The sequence below is a fragment of the Streptomyces sp. NBC_00433 genome (genome assembly GCA_036015235.1).
Taxonomy (GTDB): domain Bacteria; phylum Actinomycetota; class Actinomycetes; order Streptomycetales; family Streptomycetaceae; genus Actinacidiphila.
Genome location: CP107926.1, coordinates 7,844,897 through 7,858,476 on the forward strand (window position 1 = coordinate 7,844,897; position 13,580 = coordinate 7,858,476).

16 protein-coding genes and 7 tRNA genes are annotated in these 13,580 nt (G+C 71.8%); 12 read left to right on the forward strand and 11 right to left on the reverse strand.

Features of this window, described 5'->3' with window-relative positions:
* The first annotated feature begins 167 nt into the window (after positions 1 to 167).
* Both OG900_33925 and OG900_33930 read left to right on the forward strand, forming a co-directional pair.
* Complete coding sequence (locus tag OG900_33925; protein ID WUH96017.1) at positions 168 to 1,169, forward strand: aminoglycoside phosphotransferase family protein; 1,002 nt, start codon at positions 168 to 170, stop codon at positions 1,167 to 1,169.
* A gap of 119 nt (positions 1,170 to 1,288) precedes the next feature.
* Complete coding sequence (locus tag OG900_33930) at positions 1,289 to 1,612, forward strand: zf-TFIIB domain-containing protein (protein WUH96018.1); 324 nt, start codon at positions 1,289 to 1,291, stop codon at positions 1,610 to 1,612.
* Positions 1,613 to 1,715: 103 nt separating this feature from the next.
* Here the strand turns inward: OG900_33930 and OG900_33935 are convergent.
* The 5 genes from OG900_33935 to OG900_33955 all read right to left on the reverse strand — a co-directional run bounded on the left by OG900_33935 (position 1,716) and on the right by OG900_33955 (position 2,185).
* A tRNA-Val gene (locus tag OG900_33935) sits at positions 1,716 to 1,790 on the reverse strand.
* Between the two features lie 29 nt (positions 1,791 to 1,819).
* Positions 1,820 to 1,891, reverse strand: a tRNA-Val gene (locus OG900_33940).
* A gap of 38 nt (positions 1,892 to 1,929) precedes the next feature.
* Positions 1,930 to 2,001 (reverse strand) — tRNA-Val (locus tag OG900_33945).
* Position 2,002: 1 nt separating this feature from the next.
* A tRNA-Cys gene (locus OG900_33950) sits at positions 2,003 to 2,076 on the reverse strand.
* 36 nt (positions 2,077 to 2,112) lie between these two features.
* A tRNA-Gly gene (locus tag OG900_33955) sits at positions 2,113 to 2,185 on the reverse strand.
* 191 nt (positions 2,186 to 2,376) lie between these two features.
* Here OG900_33955 and OG900_33960 point away from each other — a divergent pair.
* From OG900_33960 to OG900_33970, 3 genes are all read left to right on the forward strand, one after another.
* A complete protein-coding gene (locus OG900_33960; protein WUH94661.1) occupies positions 2,377 to 3,471 on the forward strand; it encodes a chorismate-binding protein in 1,095 nt (364 codons plus the stop codon).
* Entirely contained in the window at positions 3,468 to 4,292 is an 825-nt protein-coding gene (locus OG900_33965; GenBank protein WUH94662.1) for an aminodeoxychorismate lyase, read from the forward strand. The genes OG900_33960 and OG900_33965 overlap by 4 nt, the downstream gene beginning before the upstream one ends.
* An 89-nt stretch (positions 4,293 to 4,381) precedes the next feature.
* Positions 4,382 to 5,206, forward strand: a complete 825-nt coding sequence (locus OG900_33970) for a GNAT family N-acetyltransferase (GenBank protein ID WUH94663.1) — start codon at positions 4,382 to 4,384, stop codon at positions 5,204 to 5,206.
* Positions 5,207 to 5,615: 409 nt separating this feature from the next.
* On the opposite strand, the gene OG900_33975 is transcribed toward OG900_33970, so the two are convergent.
* Complete coding sequence (locus tag OG900_33975) at positions 5,616 to 6,128, reverse strand: DsbA family protein (GenBank protein WUH94664.1); 513 nt, start codon at positions 6,126 to 6,128, stop codon at positions 5,616 to 5,618.
* A gap of 123 nt (positions 6,129 to 6,251) precedes the next feature.
* On the opposite strand from OG900_33975, the gene OG900_33980 reads away from it, so the two are divergent.
* Together OG900_33980 and OG900_33985 are read left to right on the forward strand one after the other, a co-directional pair.
* Positions 6,252 to 6,698, forward strand: a complete 447-nt coding sequence (locus OG900_33980) for a hypothetical protein (GenBank protein ID WUH94665.1) — start codon at positions 6,252 to 6,254, stop codon at positions 6,696 to 6,698.
* 204 nt (positions 6,699 to 6,902) lie between these two features.
* Positions 6,903 to 7,193, forward strand: coding sequence for a hypothetical protein (locus OG900_33985; protein WUH96098.1), 291 nt, complete (start codon positions 6,903 to 6,905; stop codon positions 7,191 to 7,193).
* Between the two features lie 57 nt (positions 7,194 to 7,250).
* On the opposite strand, the gene OG900_33990 is transcribed toward OG900_33985, so the two are convergent.
* Together OG900_33990 and OG900_33995 are read right to left on the reverse strand one after the other, a co-directional pair.
* Positions 7,251 to 7,847: a CGNR zinc finger domain-containing protein gene (locus tag OG900_33990; protein WUH94666.1), complete on the reverse strand. Its 597-nt coding sequence runs from the start codon at positions 7,845 to 7,847 to the stop codon at positions 7,251 to 7,253.
* Between the two features lie 200 nt (positions 7,848 to 8,047).
* Positions 8,048 to 8,461, reverse strand: a complete 414-nt coding sequence (locus tag OG900_33995; protein WUH94667.1) for an SsgA family sporulation/cell division regulator — start codon at positions 8,459 to 8,461, stop codon at positions 8,048 to 8,050.
* Between the two features lie 191 nt (positions 8,462 to 8,652).
* Between OG900_33995 and OG900_34000 the strand changes: the two genes are divergently transcribed.
* From OG900_34000 to OG900_34015, 4 genes are all read left to right on the forward strand, one after another.
* Positions 8,653 to 9,066 carry a TIGR02611 family protein gene (locus OG900_34000; protein ID WUH94668.1) on the forward strand — a complete coding sequence of 138 codons (414 nt, stop codon included), beginning with the start codon at positions 8,653 to 8,655 and terminating at the stop codon, positions 9,064 to 9,066.
* A gap of 64 nt (positions 9,067 to 9,130) precedes the next feature.
* Positions 9,131 to 9,202: transfer RNA gene (locus tag OG900_34005), tRNA-Val, on the forward strand.
* A 94-nt stretch (positions 9,203 to 9,296) separates the two neighbouring features.
* Positions 9,297 to 9,761 carry an SRPBCC family protein gene (locus OG900_34010; protein ID WUH94669.1) on the forward strand — a complete coding sequence of 155 codons (465 nt, stop codon included), beginning with the start codon at positions 9,297 to 9,299 and terminating at the stop codon, positions 9,759 to 9,761.
* A gap of 38 nt (positions 9,762 to 9,799) precedes the next feature.
* Positions 9,800 to 9,874 (forward strand) — tRNA-Val (locus tag OG900_34015).
* A 123-nt stretch (positions 9,875 to 9,997) separates the two neighbouring features.
* Here the strand turns inward: OG900_34015 and OG900_34020 are convergent.
* Positions 9,998 to 10,405 carry an ATP-binding protein gene (locus OG900_34020; protein WUH94670.1) on the reverse strand — a complete coding sequence of 136 codons (408 nt, stop codon included), beginning with the start codon at positions 10,403 to 10,405 and terminating at the stop codon, positions 9,998 to 10,000.
* Complete coding sequence (locus OG900_34025) at positions 10,395 to 10,814, reverse strand: hypothetical protein (GenBank protein ID WUH94671.1); 420 nt, start codon at positions 10,812 to 10,814, stop codon at positions 10,395 to 10,397. Before OG900_34025 ends, OG900_34020 begins: the two co-directional genes overlap by 11 nt.
* A 304-nt stretch (positions 10,815 to 11,118) precedes the next feature.
* On the opposite strand from OG900_34025, the gene OG900_34030 reads away from it, so the two are divergent.
* Entirely contained in the window at positions 11,119 to 12,600 is a 1,482-nt protein-coding gene (locus OG900_34030; GenBank protein ID WUH94672.1) for a helix-turn-helix domain-containing protein, read from the forward strand.
* A 3-nt stretch (positions 12,601 to 12,603) separates the two neighbouring features.
* Here OG900_34030 and OG900_34035 read toward each other — a convergent pair whose 3' ends face one another.
* Positions 12,604 to 13,425, reverse strand: coding sequence for a lysophospholipase (locus tag OG900_34035; GenBank protein WUH94673.1), 822 nt, complete (start codon positions 13,423 to 13,425; stop codon positions 12,604 to 12,606).
* Between the last annotated feature and the right edge of the window lie 155 nt (positions 13,426 to 13,580).

Genomic DNA, 13,580 nt, shown 5'->3' on the forward strand with positions numbered 1-13,580 from the left:
GTATCGACCCGCAGACCGTACGCCGCACGGTCCGGCCACCGGCCGACGACGCCCTGGTCACCGCGCTGGCCGCCGCCGCGGCCGCGGCAGCCCGCCGCGACCGGCCCGACCGCGCGCCCGACCCGTCCGCCGCCCCCGCGCCGCCCACCGTGCCCGCGGCCACCACCGTGCTGGCCGACCGCCCCGACGGCACGGTCGTCCGCGTCGGCGCGGTCGTCGCCAAGGCGCACGCCCCCGGCACGGATGCCGCCGCGCTCGCGACCCGCATCGCGGTCGCCGCCCACCCCCTCCTTCGCGGCATCCTCCTCCCCCCACTCCCGGAACCGCCCCGGACCCCCGCACCCGGAGCACCCGCAACCCCGGGCTTGCCCGGCCCGTCCGGGCAGCAGAGGCCGCCCGGACGGCCCGGCGAGGACAGCCGGCCCGGCCCGCTCCTCCAGGACAACCCGACCCGCGCGTCCGTCCCGCTCGTCGCGCACTCCCCGGATGGGGGAGCGGTGCGCGGGCGGCCGGTCAGTGCGTGGCCTTACGGCGTGCCCGTCGACCGGCACGATCCGGCCGCGGCGCCCTGGGCCGAGGCGGCCGTGCTGCTCGCCCGGCTGCACACCGTGCCCGCGGTGGCGCTGCCGGGCCCGCTGCCGCCGATGCGCGGCCCGGCCAAGGCCGCGCTCGCCGTCGCCCGGCTGCGCGGTGTCGCCGACTCGGCGGCGGCCCGTACCGTACGCCGGGCGTGGCGGCGGCTGCCCGCCTGGGCCAGGGACGAGGCGCCGCCCCCGGGGGCCGCCGCTCTCTGCCACGGCGACCTGCACCTGGGCCAGCTGGTCCGCCACCCCGCGCCGGACGGTGACTGGCTGCTGATCGACGTGGACGACCTGGGCATCGGTCCGGCCGCCTGGGATCTGGCCAGGCCCGCCATGTGGTTCGCGGCGGGCCTGCTCGCCCCGGACGCCTGGGGCGTCTTCCTGGCCGCCTACCGTGCCGCAGGCGGTCCCGCCGTACCGGAGAGCGGCGACCCGTGGGCCCAACTCGACGTCCCTGCCCGCGCGCTGGCCGTACAGACCGCGGCGATCGGCGTGGCGAAGGCGGCCAGGGACGGCCGCGAACTGGACGAGGCGGAGTCCGAACTCGTCGCCACCTGCGCCCGCATCGCGCAACTGGGCCCCGCCTGAGAGACGGCCCCGCCCGCGAGGCGGATGGCGCCCTCGCGGGACCCGGCCGCCCCCGGAGGGATCTCTCCGCCAGGGCCTAAAGTGAACTCATCTGCCAACGCGAGGAGATGAGGCGACAGATGGTCTGCCCCAAGTGTCACGGCCACATGCAGACGTACAACCGCAGTGGTGTCCAGATCGAGCAGTGCGGCAACTGCCGCGGCATCTTTCTCGACTACGGCGAGCTTGAGGCGCTGACCCAGCTCGAAGGCAACTGGAACAAGCCGGTCCCGCCGCCGCAGGCCTACCCCGCGCCGCCCGTGCAGCACCAGCCCGGCTACCCGCAGCCCCCCGCCCCGGCCTGGGGCGCCCCGCAGTACGGCCACGGGCACGGCCACGGGCACGGCCACGGGCACAACAAGCACCACGGGCACGGATTCGCCCGCATGCTCTTCTCGTCCTGACCCCGGGGGACCGGACCCCGAACCCGGGGTCCGGCCCCCCGGGAACGACCGACGGCCGGGGGCCGGAGGCGCGAAGCCTCCGGCCCCCGGCCGTCGTGTGTGCTGGTGGACGATACTGGGATTGAACCAGTGACCTCTTCCGTGTCAGGGAAGCGCTCTCCCGCTGAGCTAATCGTCCTCGGGCGGCGCCGCGGCGCCGGTGGTGCGTGCGCGATACTGGGATTGAACCAGTGACCTCTTCCGTGTCAGGGAAGCGCTCTCCCGCTGAGCTAATCGCGCGGGATGTCCTGCTGGGGACCGGATCCGGTGGGATCCCGTGGACGATACTGGGATTGAACCAGTGACCTCTTCCGTGTCAGGGAAGCGCTCTCCCGCTGAGCTAATCGTCCTTGGAGGTGGAGACGGGATTTGAACCCGTGTAGACGGCTTTGCAGGCCGTTGCCTCGCCTCTCGGCCACTCCACCAACACAGCAGGGGTCCCGGGAGGATCCCCCACGTCGAGCGGACGACGAGATTCGAACTCGCGACCCTCACCTTGGCAAGGTGATGCTCTACCAACTGAGCCACGTCCGCAGGTGTACCTCGAAACAAGTTCCGGGGCGACGCGTTGAACTCTAGCGGATTCCGGGGCCAGCTCAAAAATCGGTTTCCGCAGCGTGCCGGGCCAATGGTGCGCGGTTGACGCGCCGGGCGCCGCCCCACCCCCCGTGACCTGCCCGGCCTAGACTCGGCTGCGGCCCGGTCCAGTCATCAAGGGAAGCACCGTGCGCGATCTCGCCCCCATGGCCCGTTTCGGCGGCCTTGTCGCCTCCGACCTGCGGGATGTCACCGCGGACGCCGGTGCGCTCGACTCCGCGGGCTTCTGGGCGGTCGCGGTGGACTTCGAGGGCCGTACGGTCTGCGCCCGCTTCGGCGACGTACGCCGTACGCCACGGGCCGCAGCCGACGCCGCGGGCAGCGCGGTGGCCACCGCCGCCAGGGCCGCCGGGTGGCGCGGGCCCGACCCGGCCGCCTGGACCAGTTCCATGGACCGGCGGGCGTACGAGGACGGCGTCCGTACGATCAGGCGGCACATCGCCGCAGGCGACGTCTACCAGGTCAACCTCTGCCGGGTGCTCGCCGCACCGCTGCCGCGCGGCGGGGCGGGCGCCGACATCGACGCGCTCGGCGCGGCCCTCGCGCTCGGCAATCCCGCGCCCTACGCCGGAACGATCCGGCTGCCCGCGCACGGCGTCGAGATCGCCACCGCCTCGCCGGAACTCTTCCTGAGCCGGCACGGCCGCACCGTCGAGTCCCGCCCGATCAAGGGCACCGCGCGGACCGCCGACGGCTTCCTGCCCAAGGACGAGGCGGAGAACGTGATGATCGTCGACCTGGTGCGCAACGACCTCGGCCGGGTCTGCGCCACCGGCTCGGTCACCGTGCCCGCGCTGTGCGCGGTCGAGCCGCACCCCGGCCTGGTCCACCTGGTCTCCACCGTCCGCGGCGAGCTGCGCCCCGACGCCGGCTGGCCGGAACTGCTCGCGGCCGCCTTCCCGCCCGGGTCGGTCACCGGCGCACCCAAAACCAGCGCCCTGAGCATCATCGGCGAGCTGGAGACCGCGCCCCGCGGCCCCTACTGCGGTGCGATCGGATGGGTCGACGCCGACCGCGGCACCGCCGCGCTCGCGGTGGGCATCCGCACCTTCTGGATCGACCGCGGCACCGCGGGGCGCCCCGAACTGCGGTTCGGGACCGGCGCCGGCATCACCTGGGGTTCCGACCCCGCGGGTGAATGGGCGGAGACGGAACTGAAGGCCGAGCGGCTGCTGGCGGTAGCGTCGGAGGTACACGAGGCGAGGGGAAGGACACTGCGGTGACGAGGATCTGGGTGGACGGCGGACTGCGGGACACCGCGGACGCCACGGTGTCGGTGCTCGACCACGGGCTGACCGTCGGCGACGGCGTCTTCGAGACGCTCAAGACGACACAGGGGCACGCCTTCGCCCTGACCCGGCACCTCAGGCGGCTGGCCCGCTCGGCACGCGGCCTCGGCCTGCCCGAGCCCGACCAGGACGAGGTGGCCCGCGCCTGCGAGGCGGTGCTCGCCGCCAACCCGATGCCGCACGGCCGGCTCAGGATCACCTACACCGGCGGCATCTCCCCGCTCGGCTCCGACCGCGGCGACGCCGGCGCCACCCTGGTGGTCGCGATCGGCACGGCCGTCCCGCACCCCGGGCCGAGCGCGATCGTCACCGTGCCCTGGACCCGCAACGAACGCGGCGCGCTCACCGGCCTGAAGACCACCTCCTACGGCGAGAACGTCGTCGCGCTCGCCCGCGCCCGCGAACAGGGCGCCAGCGAGGCGGTCTTCGCCAACACCACGGGCCGGCTGTGCGAGGGCACCGGCTCCAACGTCTTCGTCGTCCTCGACGGCCGGCTGCTCACCCCGCCGCTGTCCTCGGGATGCCTCGCCGGAATCACCCGCGAACTGGTCGTCGAATGGGCCGGCGCGCAGGAGGAGGACCTGCCGTACGAGGCGCTGGCCGAGGCCGAGGAGGTCTTCCTCACCTCCTCGCTGCGCGACGTGCAGGCCGTCAACCGCGTCGACGCCCGCGAACTGCCCGGCGCCCCGGGCCCGGTGACCGCCAAGGCCATGGAGGTCTTCGCCGAGCGCTCCGCCGACCACCCGAACCCGTAGGTCCGCTCCTGGCGGTACGGCCGCGGGACCGTACACTCGACGGCACCCCGCCGAGGGCACCGCGGGGTGGCGAACCGGGAGCGCGACGCATGACGACGACCCTGAGACCGGCGGGACCCGAACGGCGCGAGCACGACGGGGCGCGGTCGCGGGACTTCACGGTCTGCGTCAACGGTCGGCCGGTCGGCAGCGTGCGGATCGGCGCGGATCCGCGGGGCGGGCCCGGGAGGATCGACGCGCTGGCCGTCGACGAGCCCGACCGGCGCCGCGGCCGCGGCGCCGTCGCGGCCCTCGCCGCGGAGGAGGTCCTCCGCCAGTGGGGCTGCACCCGGGTGCTGGTGTCGGTCCCCGACGAGGCCGCGTACGCCCTGCGGCTGGCCACGGCACTCGGCTACACCGAGACCAACCGCACCCTCCACAAAGCCCTGAGCACGGGCCCCGCCCCCGCGGACCTGCCGTCCGGCAGCGTGCTCCGTGAGCTGACCGGGCAAGACAGCGCGGACTGGCTGGCGCGCCAGCGAGCCGGCTTCGTCACGGCGCTCACCGCCGCCGGGGTCCCCGCCGAGCACGCCGAGTCCCATGCGGCGGCCTCCTACGCCCAAGCCTTCCCCGGCGGCACCCCCGCCCCCGGCACCGCCCTGCTCGGACTCGACCACGAGGGCACCACCGTCGGACGCCTGTGGCTCCACACCACGCCGGGCCCCGGCTGGGTCCAGGCCGTCGAGGTCTCCGCGCCCCACCGCGGCCACGGACACGGCCGCACACTCATGCTGGCCGCCGAGTCCGCCTGCCGCGCGGCGGGCACCACCTCGCTGGGGCTCAACGTCTTCACCGCCAACGAGGTGGCGATCCGCCTCTACACCTCCCTCGGCTACGGGGCGACGCTCCGGCAACTCTGGAAACCGCTCGGCTAGCGCCGGGCTTTGGCGGTAGGGGGTGGCCCCCACGCGCCTCTTCCAGGCCGGCTTCCTCCGCCGCCCAGGGCGCTGCCCCTTGCGGTGGTCTGTCGCCTTCTCGCCGTCCTGGTTGCGCGCGCAGTTCCCCGCGCCCCTTTTGGCCTGCGTCCTCCTGCGCCCAGGCGTTCGCCCCTGCCAGGGGCAGGGCTCTGCGCAGAGGGCACGCGTTTTTCAGGGGCGCGTGGGGGTACCCCCACGCGAAGCTCTGGGGGAGAACGGAGCGACAAGCCACGACGCACGCGCAGCCAGGCAACGCCACCGCAAGGGGCAATCACCCAGGGGCTCGGGGAACTGCGAGACAGGCCCCCACCGGGCCGCGGGAAGGCAACGCAGCGCACCGCAAGAGGCAGCGCCGCAGTGGCTCGCCCTAGGCGAGGAGCTGGTCCGCCAGGGACTCGATGCGGGCGCGCAGGCCGGACTGGGACTGGCCGCCGTCGAGGCGTTCGCCGGCGATGACGTACGTGGGCGTCCCCGTCACGCCGATCGCCTTGCCTTCGGCAAGGTCCGCGTCGACGACGAGCAGATGCCGCCCGTCGATGAGCGCGGTATCGAACTCCTCCGCGTCGAAGCCGAGTTCGCGCGCGATGTCGACGAGCAGCGGCTCACCCGCCGCGTCGAGGTCCTCCGCGCGGGCGAGGACGGCCTCGGCGTACTCCCACGCGCGCCCCTGGGCGTAAGCCTCTTCGTACGCCTGCGCCGCCGCGACGGCGTGCGCGTGCTTGGGCAGCGGGAAGTGCCGCAGCTGGATGTCGAGCGCGTCGCCGTACCGCTCGCGCAGCGCCCGGAGGTCGTCGAGGGCGGTCCGGCAGTCGGGGCACTGGAGTTCGCACCAGACGTCGAGGACGGCACGGCGGCCGGCCGGGGGAGGGGGAAGATCCATGGGCCCAGTCTCCCACTCGGGGAGGAGGCACCCCGGAGATCCCCCTGAACCTGTGCGTTCACCGTGGCCTTCCGCGGGGGGTCGGGGGCACGATGGGGAGGACCGACCGACGGGAGCCGCAGGATGCTGACCACGACGCTATGTGCCGCGCTGTCCGCGGGCGGCCTGGCCATCGCGATGCTGACCGCCTACCGGCGGCGCTTCCTCGCGGCCACCCGGATCGCCGCGGCGTCCCTGGTGCCGGTGGGGCTGGCGATGGCCGGGCTGGTCACGCTGGGCCGCAAGGTCGGTATGGCCACCGGCCATTGGGCCGCCGACCTGGTGCTCAAGCCGACCGTGTGGATGGGCTTCGGCGTGCTCGCGGTGTCCGCGCTGCTCTACGGCGTCACCCGGCTGATCTCGGCCCGGCTGCCGGAGGGCGGCGTCCGCGCCCCGGCCGCGGTGCCCGGCGCGTCCACCCCGGCGATACCGGCGGGGCGTCCGGCGTCCGGCCGGCGCCGGGGCGGCTCGGACAGCGGCCTGTCGGACTTCGCCGACGTCGAGGAGATCCTCAAGCGCCGCGGCATCTGACGTCCACCGGGCTGTCCGCAGTATGGACAGGGGGGTCGCCGTCGGACGGGCGTACCGCGCGTAACGGACGACGCGGAGCGTTCCGCGGTGGGTGCCCGGGGGTGTTGTCCAGCACTCGGACGCTCCGTGCCCGCATCATGGAAGATCCCTTGGGAGTCTGCGTGTTGGGCCACGGGCGCCCCCGCTCTGCGCGAAGATCATCCCGTGCTGCCCACCACCAGCGACCGCGTCGCCGCTGCGCGGCCGGACCGTGCCGGACCGACCGCCTCCGATGTCCTCCCCGCCCCCCGCTCCGCACCAGCCGCCCGCGCCGTGGTCACCGAGGAGCCACGCGCCACCGGCGCCGCTGTGCCGCTGAAGGTCCTGCCCGCCGAGCCCGCGGCCGAGCCGCAGGGCTGTCTCTACGCCCTGTCCCAGCCGCCGCTGATGCTCTTCCTGCTGGTGATCGGCGGCCTGCTGGGCCTCGGCGCGGCGTACGACCTGCTGTTCCTCTGACGCCCCGGCGAGCGCCGGTCGTCCGCCGCGAACGCCGAGGACCGGCCGCCGGGGCGGTCAGGACGCGGCGACGGCCTCGTCGGGGCCCGCGTCGCCCGTCTCGCCGGCCTCCCGGCGCCTGGCCCGGTAGGCGGCCACGTGCAGGCGGTTGCCGCAGGTGCGGCTGTCGCAGTAGCGGCGGGACCGGTTCCGGGACAGGTCGACGAAGGCGTGCCGGCAGTCCGGCGCGTCGCAGCGCCTGAGCCGCTCGCGCTCGCCGGCCACGATCAGGAAGGCCAGCGCCATCCCGCAGTCCGCCGCGAGGTGGTCGGACAGCGACGCGCCCGGCGCGAAGTAGTGCACGTGCCAGTCGTAGCCGTCGTGGTCGGTGAGCCGGGGCGTGGTGCCGGCCTCGGCGATCATCGCGTTGAGCATGGTCGCCGCGGTCGCGTCGTCCGTGGTCGCGAAGACCTCGGCGAAGCGGCCGCGCACCGCCTGGACCGCGGTGATGTCGTTGCGGTCGAGTCGGCCTATCTCGCTGACCTTGTTGCGCTCCACGAAGGCGCGCAGGTCGGCGACCTCGGCCAGTGCCTCGCGGCCCGCGATCACGGGTGCGGTGTTGATCAGGTCGACCACACTGTCGAGCGCGCACCTGGTGTCATGGTTGATCAGCACGGAACGCTCCCTGCCGGCGTCGTCGAGCGGCTGCGTTCCGGTGACTCTAGCGCGCGAGAGCCGCCGCCGTGGGGGTGCCGGTCCCACGGGCGGCGGCTCTCGTTCTTGCGGTGTCAGGCGGCAGGGCACTGCCCTGCGCTGCCTTGGGTGTCCGGACTGTCCCCCCGAGTAGGACGGCCGCGGACGGTCGGTGACCGGGCTCAGCTCTCCGCGAGGATGTGGGAGAGCTCGGTGTCGAGGTCGAAGTGACGATGCTCGGTGCCTGGTGGCACGGCGGCGTCCGTCCGCTTGAGGAAGGACTCCAGGGCCCGCGCCGGGGCTTCGAGCAGGGCTTCGCCCTCGGGGGAGCTGAGGGCGATGCACACGACGCCCTGACCGTGGCTGCGGGACGGCCAGACTCTGACGTCTCCGGTGCCGGTGGGCCGGTGCAGACCCTCGGCGAGCAGGTCGCGGGCAAACACCCATTCGACCGTTTCTTCGGCTCCGGTGTGGAAGGTGGCGTGCACGGCATACGGATCGGCCGTGTCGTACCGCAAGCCCGCGGGTACAGGCAGTGAGGATTCGCTCGACACAACGAGGCGCAGGTGCAGCTCGCAGCTGACCGTGGTGTTCATAAGCGCCAGGGCCTTTCGCTCAGTGTGCGCTCGGGGATTCGCACGTCGGCGAAATCGACATGCCACCTGCGGGGACGTTGTAAACACCTCTGAGAAGTTTGTGAGGCTTCTCGTACCTCGTACGGGCTAGTCACGAGAAGGGCGGAACGGCCATTTCGGTGATCGCCCCGAAGTCCGGTACGTTGGCATATATGATCGCGGAGAGTGACCAGGTCGAGAGACCCGTGGCCAAAGATTCTGGGCTCGGCTCACGGGCCCCCGCCTTCGTGCAGCGATCGCGCCCGCTGCACGCCGTTTGGCGAGCCGGAATCTTCATCGTCGGCCTCGCCGTGATCGGCGGCGGCATCATCCTGCTCCCGCTGCCCGGACCGGGCTGGCTGATCATCTTCGGCGGTATGGCGATCTGGGGCACCGAATTCGTCTGGGCGCAGAAAGTGCTCCGCTGGACCCGCCGCAAGGTCACGGACGCCGCCAGGGCCGCCGCGGACCCCCGCGTCCGGCGCCGCAACCTGCTGATCGGCTCGGCGGCCGTGATCCTGCTGGCCGGTCTCGCCATCTGGTACGTGGTGAGCTTCGGCTTCACCCTGCCGTGGCGGCTGGGCTGAGCCGGCGGGACCGCCGCCCTGGTCGGGCGGCCTGTCCGGGTGCGGTAAAGTAGTGCGCACGCCGGGGCGATTAGCTCAGCGGGAGAGCACTTCGTTCACACCGAAGGGGTCACTGGTTCGATCCCAGTATCGCCCACCCGGATCGAGGGGCCCGGAAACCGTTCCACACGGTTTCCGGGCCCCTCGGCATTTCCCCGCCGCCCGCCGGACGTCTCGCGCACACTGGGCGCATGGACTGGAGCCACTACCGCTTCCGCAGCACCTGGCTGCTGGACGCGGCGCCGGACGCGGTCTACCAGGTGCTGGAGCGCCCCGACTTCTACCCGCGGTGGTGGCCGCAGATCCGCGAGGTCCGGCAGACCGGCGACACCACGGGAGTGCTCCGCTTCCGCTCGCTCCTGCCCTACGACCTGGTGGTCACCGCCCGCTCCACCCGCCAGGACCCCGAGCGCCGGTTACTCGAAGTCGCCATGACCGGCGACCTGGAGGGCTGGGTCCGCTGGACGGCCACCTCCAACGGCCCCGGCACCCGGCTGCTGTTCGAGCAGGACGTCATCGTCCGCAAACCCCTGATGCGCCTGCTGGCCGTCCCGGGCCGCCCCTTCTTCGTCGCCAACCACGCCCTGATGATGCGCAGCGGCCGCACCGGCCTGCTCGCCCGCCTCGCGGCCGCGGACCCCGGCGATGTCGTTTGAACGCCGAGTGCCATCGCCTGTAGGCTTCTCTCCATCCCGGGCGATTAGCTCAGCGGGAGAGCACTTCGTTCACACCGAAGGGGTCACTGGTTCGATCCCAGTATCGCCCACCAGCCGAACCCGACTGGAACACAGCACCACCCAGGGGCCGTCCGCCAGGACGGCCCCTGCTGGTTGCAGGGCAGCGCCTGTCCCCGATGGGCGGGCGCCTTTGTGCTTGGACGTCGCCATGGGCGTCACACCAGCGCGATGACGCACCATACGACTTTGCCTCCGGTGGGCAGGAGGTAGTAGTCCCACTCCTTGGAAATCTCGTCCACGATGACCAGGCCCCGACCGCTCTCGGCGTTCTCGGCTATCGCCGTATCGGGAACGGGCGGATGGTCGCTGGGGTCGGATACCTCCGCGATGAGCTGAGACCCGTCATGGCGAAGGGTCAGTGTGACGTGAGCGCCGGGCGCGCCGGGCGCGACGTGTCGCACGGCGTTGGAGACCAGCTCGCAGACGGCCAGTTCGGTCGTGTCGATGCGCTCGTCGGCGACCTGCCAGGCATTGAGGACGTCGCGGACGTGCCGTCTGGCCCAGGGCGTGGCCTCGGCCTTGGCGTCGAGTTCCAGGGTGCTGACGTAGCGCTCAGCCGTCATGGCTGCCTGCCTCGACGGCCGGTGACGGGGGGTTTGTCGCCGCGGCCTCGCTGGCGAGCCGCACAGTGCCACGGATCTTCTCTGCCAGTTCCTCGCGCATGAACCCCGCCACTGTCGGGTCGTGGTGGAAGTGCTTGGCATTCAGCACAAGGACGTTGACAACACCCTCGCTACGGCAGTTCGCGATGAGCTCCATCCAGGTGTCCAGCCGTTCACTGGGGCGTTCCTCGTAGTGAACGCCGGCCAGGCCAAGGCCCAGGTCGACAGAGAACGCGACCAGAGCGGTGATCGCTTGGTGGACATCCTCATCGTCCATGCCGGGGAGGCGACGGAGGTAGGCGAACGCGGCGAGGGGGGCGACTACGCGAGCGTCGCTGTGGGGGTGCGGTCGGATGGGTGTTGCCGTCACGCTGCTGCTCCTGCGCTGGGGAATAGGGCCATGGGGAGCGTGCGTGGAACTACCAGTCCGGCGTCACGACGTCGCCGCATGGGGTTTCCATACGCCGGACGTATGGACTGTCGGATAGTGCGCGGCTACTTTCCGTAGGCTTGGCCTTTGGCACTGGCGCATCGCGGCCTCGGGGTACGGAATGGCACAGCAACAGATTCGGCACTGCTCCTGCGGTACGCGGCTGGCGCGCGACAACCGGGGCGCGCTATGTGCCGCGTGCCAGCGTCGGCATCAGCTCAGCGCCGTGACGCAACCACCTGCTGTGCCCTCCGAGTTCTGGCAGGACGACCGCCTGCGTGCGGCCCTGGACAGTTGGCACTTCGGCAAGGTCTTCTACGCCTATCGAACGCACCCGTGGCATGAGCGTGTGGTGTCGCAAGAGGCGCTAGCCGGATGGCTGGGGCTTACTCAGGCGCAGCTCAGCCGGATCGAGAGCGCCGGCAATGCGCCGCAAGACCTCGGCAAACTCATGAGCTGGGCGCATAGCCTGCGGATTCCCGCTTACCTACTGTGGTTCAAGCTCCAGCGTGATCACCAGCTCGCCGCTGCCGCTACACCGCGACAAGGGACCGACCGTCAGAAACCGGAGCAACGATCCGAGAGCCCGGGATCGGCGCTGCTTCCGATCGTGGTCAACGGACGACGGGTCTTCGTGCCGTTCGACGCGGACGTGGTGGTGACCGACTGTCTCGGCAGCCTGTCGGTGACACCCGCCGACATCACCATCGTCACGGAAGACGAGGCCATGAGTCCGCTCCACCGCCGAACGCTCCTCAGCGGCGCTGCCGCTGCTGCTTTGCCCGGACCGGGCATGAAAGAACTTCAGCGCGTCGCGAGCGCTCTGGAAGATTCCCGCCGTTACCAAGGCGGTCCAGCTGCCGACTATTTCCGTACGCGACTCGACGATGCCAAGCACGACGATGGCTCCCTCGGTCCGAAGAAGACCCTGCCTGTGGTGCTCGGGCTGCTGGGGGCCATCGCGCAGCATGCCCGGGACGTGAAACCCGGGGCCCGCCGCGAGCTGCTGTCGGCAGGCGCCGACGGAGCGGAGTTCGCCGGCTGGCTGTACCGCGACATTCACCAGCCCAGTCAGGCCTGCTTCTGGTATGACCGCGCCATGGAGTGGGCGCAAGAAGCCGACGACGCCGCCATGCAGGGGTACGTCCTGCTCAAGAAGTCCCAGATGGCATACGACGAGCGCGATGCCCTGCGGGTGCTCAGCCTGGCACAAGCAGGGAGCCATCAGCGGTGGCAGTTGCCGCCGCGCGTCCGTGCTGAAGTCACGCAGCAAGAAGCACTCGGCCTGGCCATGACCGGCGAACCGCTGGACGCTGTCCAGCAGAAGCTCGATGAGGCTCACGAGCTGCTGACCACCGTGCCCGACGATGACTCCACGCTGCTCGGCGCCTACTTCACCGAGGACACGCTGCTCTTGCGGAATGCCGTTGCCTACACCGAGGCCGGGAAACCACGCACGGCGGTGGAGCTTTTCACCGGGGCGATCGCCACGGGAACGCTGTCGCGCCGTGACACGGGGTTCTTCAACGCCCGGCGGGCTGCCGCCGTGGCGCTGTGCGGCGAGCCTGACGAAGCCGCCCGGCTCGGCCGCCAGTCTGCCAAGGTGGCTCGCACGATGAAGTCGGGACGGACCCTGCGCGTCCTTGGCGAGGTACTGCACACCTTGGACCGCTGGAGCAGCCGGCCTGCGGTCCGAGACTTCCGCGAAGCTCTGCGCGCCTCCTGACGGTCACCGAGGCGCCGTTACCCATTCGGCCACGGTGCGAATGACGAGCGCCTGCCATTCCTGGCTCTGGGGGTCGAGGTACTGCGGGTCGTCGTGGACGGCGAAGCCGTGCTGAGAGCCATCGATCTCAACCAGCTCGCAGGGGCCGCCGAATCGCCGGGCTGCCGCCCGGGACGACTCGATGGGCACGAAGGTGTCCGCGGTGCCGTGCACGATGAGCGTCGGCGCCCGCACACCGCCGAGCGCCTCGTGGGGGCGGAGCCAGAACACCTCGTTGAAGATGGGCCGCCCGTGTTTCAAGGTCGGCGTGAACTGGATGAAGCCTTCCGACACCAACTGCTGGGCGGCTTCATCCTGGAGGTGGTCGTTCTCCCAATACGCCCGGCTGTCGATGGTGCGCTTCTTGTAGTCGAGCTGGGGATTGAGAAGCACGACGCGCGAAAGGTCGTCCGGTCGCTGCGCGGCGTAGTACGCACAGATGCCCCCGCCGAAGCTGGCACCTAGCAGCGTGACGTCCTCGGCCCCGGTAGCTTCCCGGACGTATGCCAGCACGACCCGGATGTCGTTCAGGACGGCGGAGAGCGTCAGGTCTTCCTGGCGCCCCTCGCTCTGCCCGTGGCCGCGGAGGTCGAAGCGCAGCGAGGCGACGCCCGCGCCGGCCAGCCCGTCCGCGAGGCGTGTGAAGAAGCCACCTTCTTCTCTGGTGACACCCCCGCCGTGTACGAGCACGACGGCCCGAGAGGTGGGCTTTCCCGGCTCAACCAAGGTGCCGGCGAGGTGGAGACCGTCGAGGGTGCGGACTGTCACATCTGCAGCGGTGGGCATGGAGCAAGCGTAGAAGGATCCGCATGGCGCGCCCACGGCGGTGGCTCCTGCCCGACTCCCGGTGGCGGCGTACCGCTGGTCTCGCGCTTTCATGAACTCGGGCCGGCCGAAGCGCGGCAGCGTCCCTGGCGCCGATACGTGAACGGGCCGGCTCG

Coding starts and splice junctions, on each gene's coding strand:
- OG900_34000 (WUH94668.1), top strand. CDS start 8,653: ATGATCGCGGAGAGTGACCAGGTCGAGAGACCCGTGGCCAAAGATTCT.
- OG900_33995 (WUH94667.1), bottom strand. CDS start 8,461: ATGAACACCACGGTCAGCTGCGAGCTGCACCTGCGCCTCGTTGTGTCG.
- OG900_33980 (WUH94665.1), top strand. CDS start 6,252: ATGCTGACCACGACGCTATGTGCCGCGCTGTCCGCGGGCGGCCTGGCC.
- OG900_34010 (WUH94669.1), top strand. CDS start 9,297: ATGGACTGGAGCCACTACCGCTTCCGCAGCACCTGGCTGCTGGACGCG.
- OG900_33975 (WUH94664.1), bottom strand. CDS start 6,128: ATGGATCTTCCCCCTCCCCCGGCCGGCCGCCGTGCCGTCCTCGACGTC.
- OG900_33970 (WUH94663.1), top strand. CDS start 4,382: ATGACGACGACCCTGAGACCGGCGGGACCCGAACGGCGCGAGCACGAC.
- OG900_34035 (WUH94673.1), bottom strand. CDS start 13,425: ATGCCCACCGCTGCAGATGTGACAGTCCGCACCCTCGACGGTCTCCAC.
- OG900_33930 (WUH96018.1), top strand. CDS start 1,289: ATGGTCTGCCCCAAGTGTCACGGCCACATGCAGACGTACAACCGCAGT.
- OG900_34020 (WUH94670.1), bottom strand. CDS start 10,405: ATGACGGCTGAGCGCTACGTCAGCACCCTGGAACTCGACGCCAAGGCC.